Source organism: Streptomyces sp. TM32 (assembly GCF_004122755.1).
Classification (GTDB): domain Bacteria; phylum Actinomycetota; class Actinomycetes; order Streptomycetales; family Streptomycetaceae; genus Streptomyces; species Streptomyces sioyaensis.
Map to the genome: position 1 here is coordinate 22,843 of NZ_SDIG01000020.1, position 19,506 is coordinate 42,348.

Below are 19,506 nucleotides of genomic sequence, written 5' to 3' on the forward strand. Positions count from 1 at the left end.
TAACACGGGGCCCGGCCATCCGACCCCGCTCGGTGTTCAGACTCCTGGGCATGGACTCCGGCAGCTTTGACGCATATGACGTACCGGCCGACCCGCAGGGAACCGGCCAATCTCCCGACGGCACCGGTCGTCGTGTCCCGGGCGTGCCCGCACCCCGGGCGCTCGCCACCGAGGCGGTGCACGCCGGGCGGGACGACCTCGCGCGGCAGGGGGTGCACGCCCCGCCGATCGACCTGTCCACGACCTACCCCTCGTACGACAGCCGGGGCGAGGCCGCCCGGATAGACGCCTTCGCGGACGACGGTACCGAACCGGAGGGCCCGCCCGTCTACGGCCGCCTCGGCAACCCGACCGTCGCCCGCTTCGAGACCGCCCTCGCGCGTCTTGAGGGCACCGAGAGCGCGGTTGCGTTCGCCACCGGGATGGCCGCGCTGAGCGCCATGCTGCTCGTACGCAGCGCGATGGGCCTGCGCCATGTCGTCGCCGTACGGCCGCTGTACGGATGCAGTGATCACCTGCTCACCGCAGGGCTGCTGGGCTCCGAGGTGACCTGGGTCGACCCGGCGGGCATCGCGGACGCGCTGCGCCCCGACACCGGCCTGGTGATGGTCGAAAGCCCGGCCAACCCGACCCTCGCCGAACTCGATCTGAGAGCCGTCGCGCACGCCTGCGGTTCCGTCCCGCTACTCGCCGACAACACCTTCGCCACCCCCGTGCTGCAACGCCCCGTCGAGCAGGGAGCCCGTCTCGTCCTGCACAGCGCCACCAAGTACCTGGGCGGCCACGGAGACGTCATGGGCGGCGTGGTGGCCTGCGACGAGGAGTTCGCCGGGCGGCTACGCCAGGTGCGGTTCGCCACGGGCGGAGTGCTGCATCCGCTCGCGGGCTATCTGCTGCTCCGTGGTCTGTCGACGCTGCCCGTACGGGTCCGAGCCGCGTCCTCGAACGCGGCGGAGCTGGCCGGCCGACTCGCCGACGACCCCCGCGTCACCCGCGTCCACTACCCGCGCATCGGAGGCGCCATGGTCGCCTTCGAGGTAGCCGGCGACCCCCACGACGTCATCGCGGGCGTCCGCCTGCTCACCCCGGCCGTGAGCCTCGGCAGCGTCGACACCCTCATCCAGCACCCCGCGTCCATCAGCCACCGCATCGTGGACGCCGACGACCGCCGCGGCGCGGGAGTCAGCGACCGGCTGCTGCGGCTCTCGGTGGGGTTGGAGGACGTGGAGGACCTGTGGGCCGACCTCGACCGGGCGTTGGGGACGGCGCCGGGCCCGGGCCGGGTCCTCCGGGAAGCGGCGGTCGCGAACAGGTAGAACCGCGGACGACGACCGGGCCGGTGGGCAGGCATTGTCGGTGATGACGCGCTCGATGCGGCTAAGCACCGAGGCTTCGATATGCCCGGGAGTACGACTCGGGCAGGTACGAGGCCGGCTGGAGCGGTCATGCAGACCGGTCCAGCCCTCGGCCCGGAAACGGTCCACCCACCGGTGCGCGCACTGCCGCGGGACTCCCGGCTCCTTGGCCAGATGCGCCACCGGACGCCGGTCGTGAACGCCAGCACCTCGCGCTCACGGTTCGTCAGTCCCGCCAACCGCTGGTCCGGTGCGCTGTTCCCGGCAGTGGGAACGCCGCCGCGCACCATCCGCTGAATGACACTCCCGGTGACTGCCGGGGAGAGGACCGCGTCCCCGTTGGCCGCCGCCCGTACCGCGCTGATCAGCTCCTGCGGCCCCTCGTCCTTGAGCAGGAAGCCAGTTGCGGTTCGGTCACCACAGGCACCGTGAAACGGTCGATCGAGATCAGGATGTCGGAGCGGAAACAGTAGCGGACGATCTGTAGCCGCCCGCCCTTGGCCTTGGCGTCCACCCACGGGTACATGCAGTCCTGGGCGGACCGGGGTCGCCACGGCTCCCGACCGAAGGCGGCCGCACGCACCGCGTCGTGGTCGTCGGAGATCCCCTCACGCTGGAGCTGCTCCCGCATCATCCCCACCCGGGGCTCGAAGGCGGGGTAAGGGTGGCTGGGCTTCGCCTTGTCCACGAGGGTGACCCCGAACAGCATCATCGCCGCCACGCCCGCAAGGCCGAGCAGCCCGGTGGCCGCACTCGTCGGGCCTCGCTGGAGGCGCCGGAGCCGCCGGCCGGGCTCGTCGACCGCGTCGTGCGACCCTTCCTCGTACGGCGCTGCGTCCCGTGCTTCCTCCGCCGGCGCCCCGGAAGCCGGGTCTGCGGGGATGTCCGCCGTCACGCTGAACCCACCGCCCGGCGTTGCACCCGCTTCCAAGGTGCCGCCGAGCAGCGTCACCCGCTCCCGCAGCCCGGTCAGCCCGCGCCCGGAGCCCAGCCCGGTGCTGACGGCGGGCGGCACGGATGGAACGCCGTTGCTCACCCGGACCTCCACCCGCTCCCCGGTGTGGGCGACGGCTACGGTTACATGGGCCCCGGCCGCATACCGGTGGACGTTGGTGAGCGACTCGCGCACCACCCGGTGCACCGCCCGCCGCACCCGCGCCGGCCGCGCCTCCAGATCCTCCCCGTCCCACGAAAACTCGACCGGAACGCCCACGCGACGCGACTCCGCCGCCAGCGCCTCGATGTCCGCACGGGTGCCGGTCGCGTCCGTCAGTGCATCGGTGCCGGTGTCCCGCCCCAGCGGACCCAGGACTCCCAGCGCCTCGCGCAACTCCCGCATCGCGTCGCGGGTGGCATCGCGCACCAGCGCGGCCTCCTCCCGCAGCTCGGGGGCCTGCTTCTGCAGCGCCATCTCCAAACCGCCTGCATGCAGCGAGATCAGACTGAGCCGGTGCCCGACCAGGTCGTGCATCTCCGCGGCGATCCGCGACCGCTCGTGCAGACGCGCCTCACTGTCGGCCAGCCGCCGCGCCTCCTCAGCGGCGGCCGTACGCTCCCGCAACGCCCACAACAGCCGGTCCTGCTGCCCGCCCGCGGTGCCCACCAGACCCGGCACCAGGACGGTGGTCGCAGCCAGCACCGCACCGAACACAAGCCCGTACGGCCTGCTGCCCAGGCCGGTGACCGGAGCCGACGCGAAGCAGGCCAGCGGGGCCAGCGCAAGCCCTGCCAGCAGCAGCGCGGCGCGCCGCCGCCGCTCCTCTGTCTGCCGGGCCGCGGTGTACGCGGCCACCGCGGTCAGCAGCCCCGTGACGGGGATCAGGCCCATCAGCACCGACAGCCCCAGCACACTCCACGTCGGGAACCTGCGCCGTACCAGCACCAGCCCGATCCCGGCGAGCGCCAGCACCACCATGACCCCGCCGTCGAGCGTCATGCCGAGCAGCGACGGATACCCCCGGTACCAGTCCAGCGCCAGGTACGTGAGCAGCACGAGCAGCCCGGCGAAGGCGGCCTCACCCACCGCCCGCCACAGCTGCCACCCCCGCTCGCCGGGACCGGCGAACGGGCTCCCGGCGGGGGGATGGTCTGTGACAGCGGGCGGCGCCTTGGGAGACATACCGTCGATTATCGGTTCCACCTGTGCCGGGTTCCTGCGACTTGCGGAGGACCGCCCCTCTGCAGGAAGGCAGACGCCGGTGGCACAGGCCAGGCCGGGGCGCCGGGTGGGTAAGCCGTCCGCGGGCGGGCACGGACCCGAAGCTGCCGTAGGCCGGTCGACCGCGGTCGACCGGCCTACGGCCCTGTCCCGCCGGCTGGGGCCGCCTGCACCCCGCACCGGCCGAGGGCTCCGCTACGACGCGTCCTCGAGTCGCTTGACCCAGGTGACCGGGCTGCTGCTGCCCGGGGCCTGGACGTAGGCCCGCGCGGGAATGGTTACGAGGTGCTCCTGGCTGTTGCTGGTGCGATGTAGCGGACGACGAGGTAGCCGGTGTAGGTGGCGCCGTTGGGGGTGAGCTTGCCCTCGCCCATGGTGCCCTGGCCGGCACCCCGCTGCGGGTACTTTTCAGTGGCATACCCGACGAACATGCACGGCGGCGCCTCGTCGGCAGAGCTCAGTGAGTCTTGGCTGGTCATGATGCAGTGGTCCTTGGCGTGCTGCCCGCCGGTCAGCTCGTCGTCGTTGGTGTTCTGCCGGAGTTCGGTGCCGGCGGGCTTGGTCGTACCGGACCAGCCGTCGACCAGATGTTGGGCGCTCTCCCGCAGTGCCGAGTCGTGGCTCGCATCACCGGCCTGGTTCTTCGCCTGATCCTGGGCGTCCTTGACGGCATGTTCGGCGCTCTCCTGGGCGGTCTCGTAGGTGCCGTCGTCCTTTTTGGAGGCGTACGCGCTCCTCGCGTCCTCCGAGTTGATGACCTTGACGTTGCCCTGGTCGTCCTGCTCCAACCCCGTCGGGTAACCCCAGGGGTTCCCGCAGCCGACAGCGGTGCGGTGAGGGCGCCGGTGACCGCGATCAACGCGGGCGTGCGGGCCCAAGCAGTGGACGATCTCCGCGCCATGACGGCGGCGCAGCCATAGCCCACCGCGGCGGCCGGCCCCCACGCCTGCGGCGAGGACATCAGCCCGACCACGAGCGAGCACCCCAACCCCACCGTGCAGACCCGAGCCCTGCCCTTCACCGCTACCTGCGGTGGCGCAACGCGGATGTCCGCCCCCGACGTCCTTGCCGCTCAACGTTGCAAACACGTCCGCATCCGCAGCGAGAAGGGCACCCGCTGGGGCGGACGCGTACTGGGTACCGCGGCCTGATACCACCGCGTCGGACGCCACGGTCGCAGCTCAGCGTGCTGCCGCGACTTCCCATCAAGCGGGTGGAGCCGCATTGCCGGGATCGGCGGCCGTCTGGTCGAGCCGGAACTGCCACAGTGGTGTGGTTGCGGTAGCCGTGTTCGCGCTCATTGGCGGCGCTCCAGTCATCCATCGCGAACGAGACTTCCGCGAAAACCAGATCGTTTGAGAACGCTGGCCACAGTCGGTCTCAAACGATTTGGCAACCGCGCTGGTCAGCAACCCACCACACGCCAGACTGCGGTGCCACAGGACGGGGAGGTCACGCCTGTATCGCGTGCGCGTTAAAACGCTGACGCCTGGAAGGCTACGGCCGCGCCGGGAACAGCCGGGCCGGTCGGCACGGTTGCATCGACCGAGGGACCGGCGCCGCACGGGCGGGGAGCACGGAGACCACAAGGTCGTCCGCCCCACCAGGATCCGGGCCCCAAGGATCGCGGCACGCCCGCCGCGCACTCGGAGCAAGACGTATTTCTGCAGGAGGACTTTTCATGACTGACCGGCCCTTGACCCTCATGGCAGTACACGCCCACCCCGACGACGAGGCCACCGGAACCGGAGGGGTCCTCGCGCGGTATGCGGCGGAGGGCATCCGCACGGTTCTCGTGACGTGTACCGACGGCGGTTGCGGTGACGGGCCGGGAGGTGTCAAGCCGAGCGATCCCGGGCACGATCGGGCGGCCGTCGCCTTGATGCGCCGTCAAGAACTTGAGGCGAGCTGTGACGTCCTGAAGGTCAGCGATCTGGAGATGCTGGACTATGCCGACTCCGGGATGATGGGCTGGCCGAGCAACGACGCCCCCGGCTCCTTCTGGCAGGCCCCCGTGGAGGAAGGCGCCGCTCGACTTGCGGAACTCATGCGGCACTACCGACCCGATGTGGTCGTCACCTACGACGAAAACGGCTTCTACGGCCACCCCGACCACATCCAGGCCCACCGCATCACAATGGCGGCGCTGGAGATGACCGCACTGACACCAAAGGTGTACTGGACGACGATGCCCCGCTCGATGATGCAGCGGTTCGGCGAGACCATGCGCGAGTTTCATGAGGACATGCCGGAGCCGGACCCTGCCGAGGCCGCCGCGATAGCCGAAATCGGCCTCCCCGACGATGAGATCACCACGTGGGTGGACACCACCGCATTCAGCAGTCAGAAATTCGACGCGCTGGCCGCGCACGCCAGTCAGGGCGAGAACATCTTCTTCCTCAAGATGGGCAAGGAGAGGTTCGGCGAGTTGATGGGCATGGAGACCTTCGTACGTGTCAAGGATCCCACCGGCGCGGCCGTACCCGAGAACGATCTCTTCGCCGGACTGCGCTAATCCACCCGTCCGACCGAGGCCCGGAAAAGCTCATCGGCCGCACGGCGCAATCGAGCGGACACACTCGGAGGCTTGTCCACGCGCGTTTCCGCTCCAGCAGCCCGTCCAGGCACTCGCCGGCCGCGTCGACGCGTACCCGCGCCTGCGGGATTGGTCCCTGCTCCCCATCTCGTCCACGGACGGCAACGCCTGCTCCCCGCACCTGGCGAAAGCTGATGACCATCAGGAAAGTCAGGATCGGGTCAGCAAGAACCCTGCCTGGCTCTGTTCACAAGAACGGGCAGCACTTCGACACCGATTCGGGAGACGGTAAGCGGTCGCGGGCTGGCCGGAATGTTCACGAGTTTCGGTTCTGGCTCAATTTCTGTGGAGCGTGGACTCTGCGTGACCGTTGATCTCGGTGATGGCTCTGAGGAGGTCGCCCGAAAACAGCCGTCCATGACCATGCCGTGGCTGACAGTTCTCAGCTGTGAACGAGGTCATGCTCGGCCTGGAGGAGCTGCTGTTCCTCTCGGCCCCAGAGATCGCGGTGGTGTCGGCAGAAGAACACGGTGAGGCGATTCGTCTTGGGATCAGATGCCGGACAGCCGGCGCCCTATGTCCGGGTTGTGGAGTCTGGTCGAGTCGGGTGCACGGCTCGTACCTGCGGTTCCCTGCTGATCTGCCCAGCGCGGGACGGAACGTGGTGCTGTGCCTGCACGTCCGGCGTTTCGTCTGCGCGGATCCCTCGTGCGAACGGCGTACGTTCGCTGAACAGATACCGGGGCTGACCCGCCGATACAGCCGATGGACCGAACGGCTGCGGTCGGCACTGGCCGAGGTCGGCCTTGCGCTCGCCGGCCGGGCCGGCGCCCGCATCGCGGACGTATTCGGGATCGCGGTCAGCCGCAGCACGGTGCTGCGACTGGTCGATGCCCTTCCAGAGCCACGGCCACGGGCCCCGCGGGTGGTTGGCGTCGATGAATACGCGATGCGCAAGGGCCGGGTCTACGGGACCGTGCTGGTCGACGTCGAGACCGGCCGGCCCGTTGACCTGTTGCCGGACCGCGAGGCGGGAACGCTCGCAGCCTGGCTCAGCGAACGTCCGGGGATCGAAGTGATCTGCCGAGACCGTGCCCCGTTCTTCGCCGAAGGCGCCAGAACCGGGGCGCCAACGGCTCTCCAGGTCGCCGACCGATTCCACCTCTGGCACAACCTCAGTGAGGCCGCCGAGCGATGCGTATCGCGGCATCGGATCTGCCTGCGAGCACCGTTCACCCTGCCACGTCAGGAGGCCGCAAAGACCCCTCAACCAAGCGACGGGGTACCCGCATCACCCTGGCCAACAGGGCACCGATTTGCCGACCGCACCCGCGAGAAACACGCAACCGTCCACGCGCTGCTGAGCCAAGGCCACAGCAGGCGAGCCATCGGCCGCCAGCTCCACATGACCCACCGGACGGTCAAACGTCTCGCTGACTCCGCAGCCCCCGAAGACCTCTTTCAAGGCCAGTGGCAAAACCGACCTACGAAGCTCGACGACTTCAAGCCCTACCTGCACGGACGGTGGGCCGAGGGGTGCACGAACGCGTGGACCCTTTGGGAGGAGATCAAGGCTCACGGATATGCCGGCGGATACGGAACGGTACGCGCCTATCTTCGCCCCTTCCGCAAAGCCGTACCGGCGGATGCACGCCCACCCACTCCCCGGACGGTCACCAGATGGATCCTGACTCGCCCCGATGCCCTGCCGGAAAATGACCGGCTCAAACTCAAGTCCGTTCTCACGCACTGCCCTGAACTGGAGGCTCTGACCAGGCACGTCCGTGACTTCGCGCAGATTCTCACCCAGCTTCAGGGTGACCGATTCCTTCAATGGATCGCCGCAGTCCGCGCCGACGACTTGCCCAGCATGCATACCTTCGTCAACGGCCTTGAACGTGACATCGACGCTGTCATCGCGGGCCTCACCCTCCCCTGGAACTCGGGCATCGTGGAAGGTCATGTCAACCGGATCAAAATGATCAAACGTCAGATGTACGGCCGAGCCGGTTTCGCGCTCCTTCGCAAGCGGGTTCTCCTGGGTTGACGGCCACTACCGCGTCGCGGATGTCTGATGCGGAGCCATCGCTGTCACGCCGACGGTCGCAGGGAACTCGGTCAGCTTGCAAGAACTCAGAACCGTGAATCATGGTGAGCGCGTCGTACATGGTTATGGCGAACATTTCGATACGCCCAGCAGAACTGAGCGACCTGGACGAGATCGTTGACGTGCACGCACAAGCCCGTACCGCCTACTACCAAGCCGGAGGGCTGCACGAGGCGGACATCGATACCGCCGACGGAGCGGCGCATCGACGAGGAGGATGGGCACGTTCCATTAAATCGAGTAACAAGAGGGTGCTCTGTGCCCTTCACGCCAGCGAGGTGGCGGGCATCGTAGCCATGGGGCCGCCTCTGTCCTCGATCGCGGAGGCGGACACGGCAACTGTCGGCGAGCTCTATCAGATCCACGTCCTGCCAACGCATTGGGGACAAGGAATCGGCAGCCAACTACACGCGACATTCATCCAGTACCTGCACGAAGCAGCTCTGCCCATAGGGCAGGTGGAGGCGTGGGACCGGAATCACCGCGCGCAAGCCTTCTACTTCCGGCATGGATGGCGCCCAACTGGACACCGGCGCCAGGGACCAGACCGCTCCAGCTACATACGCATGCACCTCAACGCAGAGACAGCTTGACCTTCAGCTCCCAGACCCAGCTGTCACTCAGCGTAGGCCGACCACAAAAGTTGATCCAGAACCCGTTCTCGTGAACATCAACCACGGCCCGGACGGTGCGCCTCCCGAAGCGGTGAACATCTGCTGCCAGAACTCGTGAACAAAACCACCCTGCCAGAGCACTCGGCCACCGGATTCAAGCAGGCCCGGACCGGCGCCCTCAAAGCCGCCACCAACCTGTACGGAACGTCCAGCCGCGGGTATGCAGCTGTCCAGAGGGCATGGCTCCGGCCAATGTGAAGTAACCAGCCAGGAAAGGGAAGAGTCACCCGTGACTCCACCGAACTGGGTGCAGTCGTTGATGATCCCGCCGGTCAGGACCATGGGCGGAGCATGCGGTCGAAGGTGCCGGTCCTCGGCCCAGCGGCGGACAACGGCACCATCTCAGACGGGCCGGGCCGTCCGCGCCCCGTCGCGGACACCGTAGCGATTGAGGAACATGGCGATTCCCTCTTCGACGACGACGTCGAACGGCGGGATACTCATGACGTCCGGTCCGATCGCCATGACCTTCGGCCAGATGATGAATTCCTGGATGAGTCCCAGGAATTGATGCGCTGCCAGTTCCGGGGACGGACAGTTGATCTGCCCCGTCTCGTGCAGCCGCTGCAGGCAGTCGGCGAGCGCCTTGGTCAACGGCTCCTTGCCAACCCGGTAGAACTCCTCGGAAACCCAGGGGCTCCGGCGGGACTCAGCGATCACGAGCCGCGTGAAGGCGACCTGATCCGTGTCTTCGATGAAGGTCCTAAGAATCTCAGAAAACTGGCGCAGGAATCCGGCCGGGTCACCATCGGTCCCCAGGCTCTGTTCGAGGCGCGTCAAAAGGTCTCCGAGCGGCAGGCTGGACCAGTGGTGCTCCATCACGGCTCGGAAGACCGCCTCCTTGCTTCCGAACTGGTTGTAGACCGTCTGCCGGGCGACCTCGGCTTGTGCGGCGACCCGGTCGAGGTTCACACCGTCATAGCCGTCCTGCAGGAAGAGCGCCTTCGCCGCCGCGAGGATCTTCAGTCTGCTGCGGGGGCGGCCCTTGCCTTGCCGGGCGGACTGGGAGGGCGCGGGGACCACCGTCAAGCACCTCTTTCTGTACTGGACGCTCCAGTCTAGTCCTGCGATGCGTTGATCTTGCCAGGGGCCATCACGAGCGCCTGGCGGCGCCGACCGGGTGCGCTTGACCGCATGGCGACAGCTCAGCCCTTGAGGACAGCCCTCCCTTCAGATGCCTGTCGGGACTCTTGCCATCCCTCAAACTGGACTGTACTGTCCAGTCTACTTTATGGGGGGCTGAATGCGCGATTCAACCTAAGAGGAGAAGAATGCGATCTTCCTCGGGGTCGACTGGCCCTTCCGTCGCGGCACGGCTCGACCGGCTGCCGATCACCAGGCTCCACAAGCGCTTCACCGGCGTCATGGCGCTGGGCAACTTTTTCGAGATCTACGAGCTGTTCCTGGCCGGGGTCCTCGCGACCACGCTGAAGACGACCTTCGCACTGGACGGCTTCGAGCTGTCGATTGTTCTGGCGTCGGCGTTCGTCGGAGCATTCGCCGGAGCCGTGGTCATCGGACGGCTCGCGGACCGGGTCGGACGGCGGACCGCCTACATGGTCACGCTGACCCTGTACTCCGGAGCCACGCTCGCCTGCGCCCTGGCCCCCAACGTCTGGACGCTGGTCGTCTTCCGCTTCGTGGCCGGCATCGGCCTGGGCGGCGAACTGCCGGGGACAGACTCGTTCCTGGGCGACATCCTCCCGCCGGCCCGGCGCGGCTACTACGCGGCATGGGCCTTCACGGGCGCCTATCTCGCCGTACCCGTCGTCGGCTTCCTGGGCCTGGGGCTGGTGGGCAGCGCTCCGCTCGGCATCGCGGGATGGCGCTGGATGTTCGCCATCGGGTCCCTCGGAGCCTTGCTGACGTTCCTGACGCGCAGAGGTCTGCCCGAATCACCTCGCTGGCTGGAGTCGGTCGGACGCACGGCGGAGGCCGACGCCGTCACCAGCCGCTTCGAGAAAGCCGCCGAGGCCGAAGGCTGGACAGCCCCCGCGGTCCCCGACGACTCCGCGCAGCCGGACCTCGCGGTCGAGCCCGTGCCCGTCCGCGCCATCTTCCGCCGGCCCCTGGCCCGCCGCACGGTGATCATGGCGATCCTGTGGATCCTCGGGCCCATCGGCTACTACGGCTTCGGCAGCCTCGCCACGCTCGTCCTCGCCGCCAAGGGACTCGATCTCGGCACCTCGCTGACCTATCTGACCTTCTCGTTCATCGGTTATCCGCTCGGCTCCTGTTTCTCCATGCTCATCATGGAGAAGGCAGAACGGAAGTGGATCCTGTCCGCGTCTCTGGTGGGCATGGCCGTGTTCGGCATCATCTACGGAAGCGCCCGCTCGGCAACGATGATCATCGTCTCGGGTTTCTGCTTCACGATGGTGGCTAACGTCATGTCCAACTCCGGCCACATCTACCAGCTGGAACAGTTCCCCACGAGTGTGCGCACCACCGCCACCGGCTGGCTGTACTCACTGAGCCGGCTCTCGACAGCGGCAGCGCCCTTCTACCTGCTCCCTCTCCTGGACGCCTACGGAGCAACAGTCGCCTTCAGCGTTGTCGCCGCGGCGATGCTGCTGGCCGCGCTCTCGCTCGTCTTCGGCGTGCGGACAACAGGATTGAGGCTGGAAACCATCTCAGGTCCGGCCCCGGCCGCCCTCGTCCGGCCGACCGCCCCCGTCCGGGCCACCTCCCCCGTCCTTCCCGAGCAGACGCACTGACCTCCGCCTGCCCACCATGAAAGGGACATTCCCCATGCCAGAGATCTTCTGGAACCGTATGACAGCTCGCGCTCTCCGGGAGCTGGCGGCCCAGGACGCACCCGTGCTGCTTCCCGTCGGCTCCACCGAGCAGCACGGCCCGCATCTGCCCACCGGTGTCGACGATTTCCTCAGCACGGAGGCATGCCGCCGGGCAGCCGCCCTCTTGGTCGCTCAGGGCAGGCCCGTGGTCGTCGCTCCGTCCCTGTGGTGCGGGCTGGCGGACCATCACGTCGAGTTCGGCGGCACCTTCACCCTCACTCTGCCGACGTACCACGCGCTGTTGCGCGATGTGTGCCGCTCCATCCTCACGGCCGGCTTCCGCAAGATCCTCATCGTCAACGGCCACGGTGGCAATATCACGGCCTTGAACGCGATCAGCAGTGAAATCTCCCGGGAACTGTCCACGCCCATCGCCGTCACCAGCTACTTCCTGGCTGGGCAGGCGCGGATCGCGGAGATCCTGGAGGACCAGGACACGCTGATGCACGCCTGCGAGGGCGAGACGTCCATGACGATGGCGATCACGCCGGACCTCGTCGACGAGGCACAGCTCGCCAAGGCGACCGGCCCGGAGATCGCGCTGCAGTCGGACCCCGGCGAGACGATCCACGTACCACGATCGTTCCACGAGGTCACTTCATCGGGCGTGGCGGGTGACGCGCGTTCGGCGACCCCGGAAAAGGGCGAAGCCATTTTGGACGCATGCGCCGAAGCCATCGCCGAATGGCTGATGAAGTAACCCCGGCGTACGGCGCCCGGCGGCCAGCACCTGGCGGACAAGTCCGCTGGGGCGGACGGGGCCAGTTCCGACTTGGACGAAAGCCGCCGCCAGATGTTCCGCGACTCCGTCCACCCCCTCCGCGACAGTGGACATTTCGACCTCGCTGACGTCCCCGAACAGGGACTGGAGGTCCGAACCGGTGTGGAAGGAACTCAAGGCGCTGCCGCGGGCCGAGCAGCGCTCACGGATCATTGCCGCACACGCCGCGGCACTCCTGCACGAGAGACCCGTTCTACGTGCTGTCCGGCGGTGATTCCCAGTGAGAGTGAGATGGCTGACGTTGTACGCGCACTCACGGCAGGTGCCCGCCTCGCTCGCCGTGGTGGTCACCAGCGCGGTGGCGGTGTGCGCCCTCGCCCGGAACGGGAGCCCGGGGCCCGTTGATCCGAGGCTGCCCGCGCTCGTCCTTGCCCTGGCGGCGACGGCGAGTGGCATCTCGACTGAATCGTCCGACGGAATCGAAACCGCGCCCAGGCCGAATTCACCACCCACCGCGCGCTCGGCATGCATGACTTCCATTCCCGTGCTGCTGGTGCCGACGACCGCTCAGAGTCCGTTACTTTTGACCTCACACGGGGAGATAACTGCACTCCATCCACTCCATACCTCCCACCGGTTTCCCACATCTGCACGACCGTTCCGAGGAATTTTCCGGGTCAGATTCCACTGAGCCTTCATCGACGACGTCCGAGCACCCGCCCCACCTTCCCCTGGGGTCTTCATGGAGTCTTCATAGGGTCTTCGATCAGGCAATTGGTGTGGTTCTGCACTCCGACAGGAACGTGGCGTAGTACCGGAACTGGGCCTGAATGTCCTGTTCAGCGCGACGGGCGCATTCAGCCGGATCTGCCCCGGCCAACCAGGAGAAATGGCGGCGTTTTTCGGCTTTGCTGAGAATTGGGCGTGGCCGTCAACTACGTGTGCCGAGTGCCCGATCCAGTGGGGCGCATGGCCCCCGCACGGCAGGAGGTGACGAGTGAGCCGGTGTGCTCCGGCGCCCGGAAGGCACCTTTTTCCTTCCCATTCGCGCCCCATGTTCCCGCCGTCCACTCGGTTCAATCACCAGGAAAACGTTATTTCTCCGTGTGGATTTGAATACTTAGCCATTAGCACATCACCCGCACATTGCTCTGATCGGGTGCGGGCTAATGAATGTATATTCTCAATGAACGCGAGCGGGTGGATAGTGAAAAGCCTCCACCGGGTTTCGGATCCCTTGGTGCGAGCAGGAATGGAGGCCGCAAGTGACCATTGAAGAATGGCTCAAAACAAATGTCACCACCGACACGAGAGCACTCGGGTGGTACAGCGGGCCGGAGTGCGAGGACCGCATCGTCCGGGCCTATCGAGAGCTGCTGAGTGGCTATGAGATCGACACGTCGAAGATTCTCAAGACCACCTGCACGGTGAACGGCGAGCACACCGGCGTGGTGCGTATCCAGGAGAACAACTTCTTCTCGATCTGCGCGCACCACTTCCTGCCGTTCTTCGGGAAGGTGAACATCTCGTACGTGCCCGGTGACCGCATCCTCGGACTCGGGAAATTCCCGCGTCTGGTTCAAGCGTTCAGCCGGCGCTTCCAGATCCAGGAGTACCTCGTCAAGGACATCGCCGAAGAAATCATGTCCTCCGGCGGCGCACAGGCCGTGAGAGTCACCTCCCGTAGCCGCCACCTCTGCATGTGCAGCCGCGGTCCTTCCGACCAGACCGTGACCACCGACACCTCTTATGTGGCAGGCGATCAGGAGTTGATGGCCAAGTTCGGCCTGGACGACTGATGCGGACTCGCGTGGCGGGAGGTGTGCTCAGTGTCGACCCTCCCGCCACGCGACCCTCGGTCATCCCGTCCCTCGACGGCCGACCGCGCGGGACCACGCGTCGGCCCGGCACAAGGAGAACCCGTGCCCGACAGGAAGAGAGGCAGCCACCGCCGCGTTTCGACGTCGCCCTGGAAGTACACCCTGGCGACATGGCTGGCCGGCGTGCTGGCGGCGGTCAGCCTGGGTGCCGTCTCACCGGCGGGTTCCGCCCTGCGTTCGGCGCTGGGGCTGTCCGCCGGTGCGCTCGCCTGGGCCACCTCGAGCATCACTGCCGTGGGAGCCCTCCTCAGTATCCCGGCGGGATGGTGGATCCGCCGCTTCGGCGCCCAACGGGCCCTGTCCTGGGGCCTCTTCACGATTTCGGTGGCAGCCGCCGGCAGCGCGGCCGCCCGGTCCTGGGGGCTGCTGCTGGGGGCACGTGTCGCTGAAGGAGTCGGCTACCTGCTGGTGTTCGTGGCGGGTCCGGTCGTTCTCACCCAGGTGACTCACGGCGGCATCCGAGCGGCAGCGCTCGCGCTGTGGGGCACGTGCGTCCCGACGGGGCTCGCCATCGCCGCGGTCACGGGCGGAGCCCTGGCGCCCTGGTGGACGTGGAGCCAATGGCTGGCCCTCACAGCAGTGGGTCCGCTGATCATGGCCGGAGTGCTGGCGTCCGTCCTGCCTCGGCTGCCGAGGACGACGGTCCAGCGCGCTCCCCGCGAAGCCGGCGCCTGGAACGGGGTGCTGCGGCTCGGCGTGGCGTACGGAAGCCTGGCGCTGGTCAGCGTCGCCGTGGTGATGGTGCTTCCGCAGTTCCTCACCGAGCACCGGCAGGCCACGCCGACGGTGACCGGTACCGTGATGGCAGTCGTCTGCCTGGGGAGCGCGTTCGGAGGGCTCGCCGCCAGCTGGCTGCTGCGGCGCGGCTCGGCCCTCTCCTCGCTGGTCCCGCTCGGCGCATTGATGCCGGTGGCCTGCCTCCCCGCGTTCTCGGCCGAATTCCCCCTCGCGGTCAGCGGCGGAGCGGCCACGCTTGTTCTTGTCGTCGACGGACTGCTCATCTCCGCTGTCTTCGCTGCCGTCCCCGCCTCGGTGAGCCGTCCTGAGCAGGTCGATATCGCCAATGGCATCCTCAACCAGCTCGGCAGTGTGGGGACGCTGCTGGGACCACCGCTCTTCGGGCTGGTCATCGCTGCCGCGGGATGGGGCGCCGTCGCTGCCGCGACCCTGGTCTTCGGTGGACTGGGCTCGGTTCTGCTGCTGACGACGGCGCGCCCGTCCGCCACTGGTTCGGCGGCCGGCGTGTCCCCGTCACGCGAGGCACCGGAGGGTATGGACATGAGGGAAGGAGCGGAACCGTTGGGGAAGGCGGCGGACGTCAGCACGTCCCCGCTGCACGAGACCGTGACCGAGCCACCGACATGTGGCGCTCCCGGCTGCTGTAGCTGCTGACGGCAGTCCTTCACCTCGGAAAGGGCAGCATGAAAATCGACTTCCTTCGGTTGCGGGCCAACGCCTATGGCGAGTACTGCCTGTACTGCCACGCCGAGACGGTCACCTGGATCGTCGTGGACGGAAGGAAACGCTGCACCTGCGCGACGTGCGGCCGCGAGGCGGAACGAGCCATCGTCGTCGACCCCCGCATCTGTTGGTGGACCGATGCGGACGGCGAGTACTGGCACGAGAGCGCCGGTGTATTCGTACGCGACCGCCGAACGAGGTTTCTCTTCTTCCAGCGAACTGCCTTTCCCTACTCATTGACCGTCCCCGCAGGCCACGTCGAACGCGGGGAGGAACCCAAGGGCGCGGCCGCGCGGGAGCTATGGGAAGAGGTGGGCATCCGCGTCTCGAACCGGGACCTCCGGCCCGTTGCGGACGAGTACTTGAAGGGAGACGAGTGCAGAAGGGGCTCCGACGCGCATCGTTGGCACGCCTATCTGCTGGAGGTCGATGAGCAGGGGGAGGCGGGAGCCCATGGGGAGGTGACCGTGAACGAGGAAGGCGAATGCCCCGTCTGGCTCACTCTTGACCAAGCACGCTCCTCCCGGACGACGTTCGCGGTGGAACGCATCATCGGGCAGCACTCCGAACGCCTCCTCTCAGCCGTCCCGCGTAGTGGGTGAGTGGGGCAGCGCAACGCAGCGGGAGCCCGTCGTCGGGAATCCGACCGGTGATGCCGCGCCGGCCGGGGTCCACCTGGCCGTACCGCGAACCGGTGGCGCATCAGACAACGTTCCCCGGTTGTCGGCTGACGGCGGCAACTCGCGCTGAGTGACGCGGTCTACTCGGTGTCGAGCTGATGGTCGGCCCAGACGTAGCTTTCGGGCAGCAAGTCGGCAATGGGGACGGTTCGGAGGCGATCGTCCTTGCCGACGATGACCTTGAGGGCGGGGAAGTAGTCGAGGAGGACCTGTCGGCACCGGCCGCACGGGGGGACAACCCCCCGGTCGCGATCCCCGACGGCGACGATCGTGTCCAGTTCGTAGGCGCCCTGGGCGGCTGCCGCGCCGATGAGGACCAGCTCGGCGCAGGGTCCTCCGGTGAAGTGGTAGGCGTTCACCGCGGTGACGATCCGGCCGTCCTGGGCGCGGGCTGCGGCAGCCATGGTGTGGTTGTCGCCCCGGCAACGAGTGCGGGCGACGTGTGCTGCGGTCCGGATGAGTTCGTGGTCGACGTGGTGGGTCTGCGTGGTCATCTTCTCTGCCTTCGTCAGGTGTCAGGCGACGTTGAACCCGAGTGACGCGGGAGCGCAAGCGAATATCGGAGGGGTGATTCCGCCGGATGAGGTAGCGGCGGGGCAGGGATCGATGGTGAGTGGGCCGAACTCGTCCAGGCAGAGGACGGCTTCGGGGTCGCCTTCCGCGTACTCAGAGTCCCAGAGAGTCGCGAAGCCTCTGCCGCGCTCTTCTGGCGTGGAGGGAGACGGTGGGGTGGGAGATGCCCAGGGTGACGGCGATCTCGTGATTGTCCAGGCCGAGTAGAGGTCTGGGAAAGGTCCGAAGGTGGCGGCCCACGGACGCAGTCCTGGAAGTCCGGCCTTTGGCGATCGTCAGCTGACGGCGGAGGTCCGGTCGGCGACGCCTGCCGCCGCCGTGCTGGTTGCCGTGCGCGCTGTTCTGGTGACGGTCCGACGGCGTCCTGACCGGCCCCGACCCGGTGTTCTGCGTCAGGTGCCCTGCACCGCGGCCGTGTCGCGGCGCTGCTCATCGAGCAGGCGGGTGCGGAGGAGGTCGAGCACCTCGTCCAGCGCCGCGCGGGTCGGCTGGCCGGGTGCGTCGATGAGGTGCTCGGTCAGTACGGAGTGCGGCGGCAGCACGGCGTCGGGATTCGCGGCGGAAGCGTCCAGTTCGACGGCGGTGAACGCCGCACCGAGTTCGCGGCGCAGATGGGCGAACCGGTCGCCCGGCACCAACCGGTCGCCGCGGAAGCGCAGCCCCATGACCCGCAGGCCCGCACGCTCACAGCGGCCCCGGACGGCGGCGAGGTCCTCGGGGGAGACATCGATGGTGCCGGCCCGGCTCCTGGTGACGGCCAGCGGCAGGGACGGCTGGGACACGACGGGGGCGAGCAGACGCTCGTCGGCCGCCATCGCGAGGGCGAAGCCGCCGGTGAGACACATTCCGACGGCTCCGACGCCGGGGCCGCCGCAACGCAGATGCTCGTGCGCGGCCAGGGCTCGCAGCCAGGTCACCACAGGGGAGGTCTTCCCGGTGGCCAGCACCGTGAATTCCCGGCTCACGCACACCTGCCACATCGACGAGGCCGTGTAGAGCGCGGAGTTCAGCCGGCCGTGGGCCGCGGGGTTGGCATCGCGGCCGGGCTTGCCGAAGAGCACCGGGAGCACGGCGGTGCAGCCGAGGGCGGCCACGCGTTCCGCGAACTCCAGCACCTTGGGCGTGATCCCCGGAATCTCCGCCATCACGATCACCGCGGGTCCCGTGCCGCGCCGCAGGATCCGGCGGGTCCTCCCGTCATGGGTGAAGGTGCCGCGGTCGAACCCGGTGAGATCGTGATCTGCCATGGAGGCCACCGTCCTGGTCGGGGGGGGCGATGGGGCGAGTCGCTGTGGTGCGTCGATGGGGTGCATCGATGGGGTGCATCGATGGGGTGCATCGATGGGGTGCATCGATGGGGTGCGACGTGAGACTACCCAGCGAGCCTCCCGGCGCGCCCGCGCTTTTGCTGCGCGGGCGCGCCGGGTTCACACCGACAACTCGCCGCACCGACCGGGGGCCCATCGGCCGTCTTGGTGGAGCCGAAGAGGTCGGGGCTTCCGCCAACAGCCATGACTTAAACGGCAGTTGGTAAGGGTGCGATCGCCGGGCGTCAGGTGAGGGCCTTGGCCAGCAACGCGGCCGTTTCGGCGATCAGGGGGTTGTCGGCCGCCGCATCGGGCTCGCGTTTCGTCGTCAGGACGGCCATGACGATCGGTGAGCGACCGGGCGGCCAGGTGAGGCCCGCGTCGTGATTGGTCCCGTACTTGCCGCCCGCCGTCTTGTCCGCGACGGTCCAGTCGGACGGCAGGCCGGCCCGGAACTTCTCGCCGCCGGTGGTGGTGGCCCGCATCCATCCGGTGAGCCGCTTGCGGTCCTCGGGGGTCAGCGCGGTACCGAGGGTGAGGCGCGTGTAGGTCTGTCCGATGGCGCGGGGGCTGGTGGTGTCGGTGATACGCCACGGTTCGGCCGAGTTCAGGTCGGGCTCGCATCGGTCGAGCCGGGTGGTCCGGTCCCCGATCGAGCGGCAGAACCGGGTGATCGCGGCCGGTCCGCCCAGCTCACGGAGCAGGAGGTTGCCGGCAGCATTGTCGCTGGCGGAGATCGCGGCGGCGCACAGGTCGGCGACCGTCATGCCGCGGGCGAGGTTCTCGGGCGTACCGGTGACCGGTGCGTAGCCCGCGTCCCTGACGTCCTTCTGGGTGTACCGGATGCGCTTGGCCAGGAACTCGCCGTGGTGATCGAGATCCCGCAGGACGGCCGCGGCGGCGAGTGTCTTGAAGAGCGAGCACATGGGGAAGCGCTCGTCCGCGCGGTGGAGCACGCTCCGGCCGGTGGCGGTGTTGTGGGCGAACACCCCCAGGCGGGCGGAGTGCTGCTGCTCAAGGTCCGTCAGCCGGCGCGAGAGCTCGTCGGCACGCGGCGTTTCGGCGTACGCGCTGCCCCTCAGGGGCGTGGCAACGGCCAGTAAGGCCCCGGTACCCAGCGCGAGCACGGTACGCCGAGAGGTGTTCGTTCCTGTGGCGTGCACAGTCATCTCCTTCTGAAATCAAGGAACTTAGGGACTTGGGGAGTTAGGACAGGGAAGGGGCCTCGGTCGGGGAAGACCTCGGTCAGCGAAAAG

16 protein-coding genes and 3 pseudogenes are annotated in these 19,506 nt (G+C 68.0%); 11 read left to right on the top strand and 8 right to left on the bottom strand.

Features of this window, described 5'->3' with window-relative positions:
• Positions 1 to 50 precede the first annotated feature (50 nt).
• Positions 51 to 1,316 carry a PLP-dependent transferase gene (locus EST92_RS07460; protein ID WP_254068599.1) on the top strand — a complete coding sequence of 422 codons (1,266 nt, stop codon included), beginning with the start codon at positions 51 to 53 and terminating at the stop codon, positions 1,314 to 1,316.
• Between the two features lie 75 nt (positions 1,317 to 1,391).
• Here the strand turns inward: EST92_RS07460 and EST92_RS07465 are convergent.
• The 4 genes and pseudogenes from EST92_RS07465 to EST92_RS07480 form a co-directional block, all read right to left on the bottom strand.
• A pseudogene (locus tag EST92_RS07465) lies at positions 1,392 to 1,544 on the bottom strand (leucine zipper domain-containing protein); the annotation flags it as partial.
• 14 nt (positions 1,545 to 1,558) lie between these two features.
• Positions 1,559 to 1,762 (bottom strand): annotated as a pseudogene (locus tag EST92_RS32025) (DNA-binding response regulator); the annotation flags it as partial.
• Entirely contained in the window at positions 1,720 to 3,474 is a 1,755-nt protein-coding gene (locus EST92_RS07475; protein ID WP_129280146.1) for a histidine kinase, read from the bottom strand. The gene EST92_RS07475 and the pseudogene EST92_RS32025, both read right to left, overlap by 43 nt.
• 317 nt (positions 3,475 to 3,791) lie before the next feature.
• The gene (locus tag EST92_RS07480; protein WP_129280147.1) at positions 3,792 to 4,301 is read right to left on the bottom strand and encodes a hypothetical protein; all 510 of its coding nucleotides are present in this window, start codon (positions 4,299 to 4,301) and stop codon (positions 3,792 to 3,794) included.
• A 186-nt stretch (positions 4,302 to 4,487) separates the two neighbouring features.
• On the opposite strand from EST92_RS07480, the pseudogene EST92_RS32030 reads away from it, so the two are divergent.
• The 5 genes and pseudogenes from EST92_RS32030 to EST92_RS07505 form a co-directional block, all read left to right on the top strand.
• A pseudogene (locus tag EST92_RS32030) lies at positions 4,488 to 4,664 on the top strand (IS630 family transposase); the annotation flags it as partial.
• Positions 4,665 to 5,194: 530 nt separating this feature from the next.
• A complete protein-coding gene (locus EST92_RS07490; RefSeq protein WP_129280148.1) occupies positions 5,195 to 6,028 on the top strand; it encodes a PIG-L family deacetylase in 834 nt (277 codons plus the stop codon).
• Positions 6,029 to 6,497: 469 nt separating this feature from the next.
• On the top strand, positions 6,498 to 8,096 hold the full coding sequence (locus EST92_RS07495; protein ID WP_216849081.1) for an ISL3 family transposase: 1,599 nt from the start codon (positions 6,498 to 6,500) through the stop codon (positions 8,094 to 8,096).
• Positions 8,097 to 8,197: 101 nt separating this feature from the next.
• On the top strand, positions 8,198 to 8,749 hold the full coding sequence (locus EST92_RS07500) for a GNAT family N-acetyltransferase (RefSeq protein WP_254068601.1): 552 nt from the start codon (positions 8,198 to 8,200) through the stop codon (positions 8,747 to 8,749).
• Between the two features lie 135 nt (positions 8,750 to 8,884).
• Positions 8,885 to 9,028, top strand: a complete 144-nt coding sequence (locus tag EST92_RS07505; protein ID WP_254068603.1) for a M4 family metallopeptidase — start codon at positions 8,885 to 8,887, stop codon at positions 9,026 to 9,028.
• A 144-nt stretch (positions 9,029 to 9,172) separates the two neighbouring features.
• On the opposite strand, the gene EST92_RS07510 is transcribed toward EST92_RS07505, so the two are convergent.
• Positions 9,173 to 9,853, bottom strand: a complete 681-nt coding sequence (locus EST92_RS07510; RefSeq protein WP_129280180.1) for a TetR/AcrR family transcriptional regulator — start codon at positions 9,851 to 9,853, stop codon at positions 9,173 to 9,175.
• Positions 9,854 to 10,101: 248 nt separating this feature from the next.
• Here EST92_RS07510 and EST92_RS07515 point away from each other — a divergent pair, with 248 nt between their 5' ends.
• From EST92_RS07515 to EST92_RS07540, 5 genes are all read left to right on the top strand, one after another.
• Positions 10,102 to 11,547 carry an MFS transporter gene (locus EST92_RS07515; RefSeq protein WP_161981713.1) on the top strand — a complete coding sequence of 482 codons (1,446 nt, stop codon included), beginning with the start codon at positions 10,102 to 10,104 and terminating at the stop codon, positions 11,545 to 11,547.
• 58 nt (positions 11,548 to 11,605) lie between these two features.
• Entirely contained in the window at positions 11,606 to 12,328 is a 723-nt protein-coding gene (locus EST92_RS07520) for a creatininase family protein (protein WP_254068605.1), read from the top strand.
• Positions 12,329 to 13,614: 1,286 nt separating this feature from the next.
• On the top strand, positions 13,615 to 14,148 hold the full coding sequence (locus EST92_RS07530) for a GTP cyclohydrolase I (RefSeq protein ID WP_129247534.1): 534 nt from the start codon (positions 13,615 to 13,617) through the stop codon (positions 14,146 to 14,148).
• A 123-nt stretch (positions 14,149 to 14,271) separates the two neighbouring features.
• The gene (locus tag EST92_RS07535) at positions 14,272 to 15,621 is read left to right on the top strand and encodes an MFS transporter (protein ID WP_254068607.1); all 1,350 of its coding nucleotides are present in this window, start codon (positions 14,272 to 14,274) and stop codon (positions 15,619 to 15,621) included.
• A gap of 29 nt (positions 15,622 to 15,650) precedes the next feature.
• Entirely contained in the window at positions 15,651 to 16,292 is a 642-nt protein-coding gene (locus EST92_RS07540) for an NUDIX domain-containing protein (RefSeq protein ID WP_129280151.1), read from the top strand.
• A gap of 158 nt (positions 16,293 to 16,450) precedes the next feature.
• Here the strand turns inward: EST92_RS07540 and EST92_RS07545 are convergent, their stop codons facing one another.
• The 3 genes from EST92_RS07545 to bla form a co-directional block, all read right to left on the bottom strand.
• Positions 16,451 to 16,864, bottom strand: a complete 414-nt coding sequence (locus EST92_RS07545; protein ID WP_129280152.1) for a cytidine deaminase — start codon at positions 16,862 to 16,864, stop codon at positions 16,451 to 16,453.
• Between the two features lie 471 nt (positions 16,865 to 17,335).
• Positions 17,336 to 18,190, bottom strand: a complete 855-nt coding sequence (locus EST92_RS07555; RefSeq protein ID WP_129280153.1) for a dienelactone hydrolase family protein — start codon at positions 18,188 to 18,190, stop codon at positions 17,336 to 17,338.
• 305 nt (positions 18,191 to 18,495) lie between these two features.
• Positions 18,496 to 19,413: a class A beta-lactamase gene (gene bla, locus EST92_RS07560; RefSeq protein WP_174243952.1), complete on the bottom strand. Its 918-nt coding sequence runs from the start codon at positions 19,411 to 19,413 to the stop codon at positions 18,496 to 18,498.
• Positions 19,414 to 19,506: the final 93 nt, after the last annotated feature.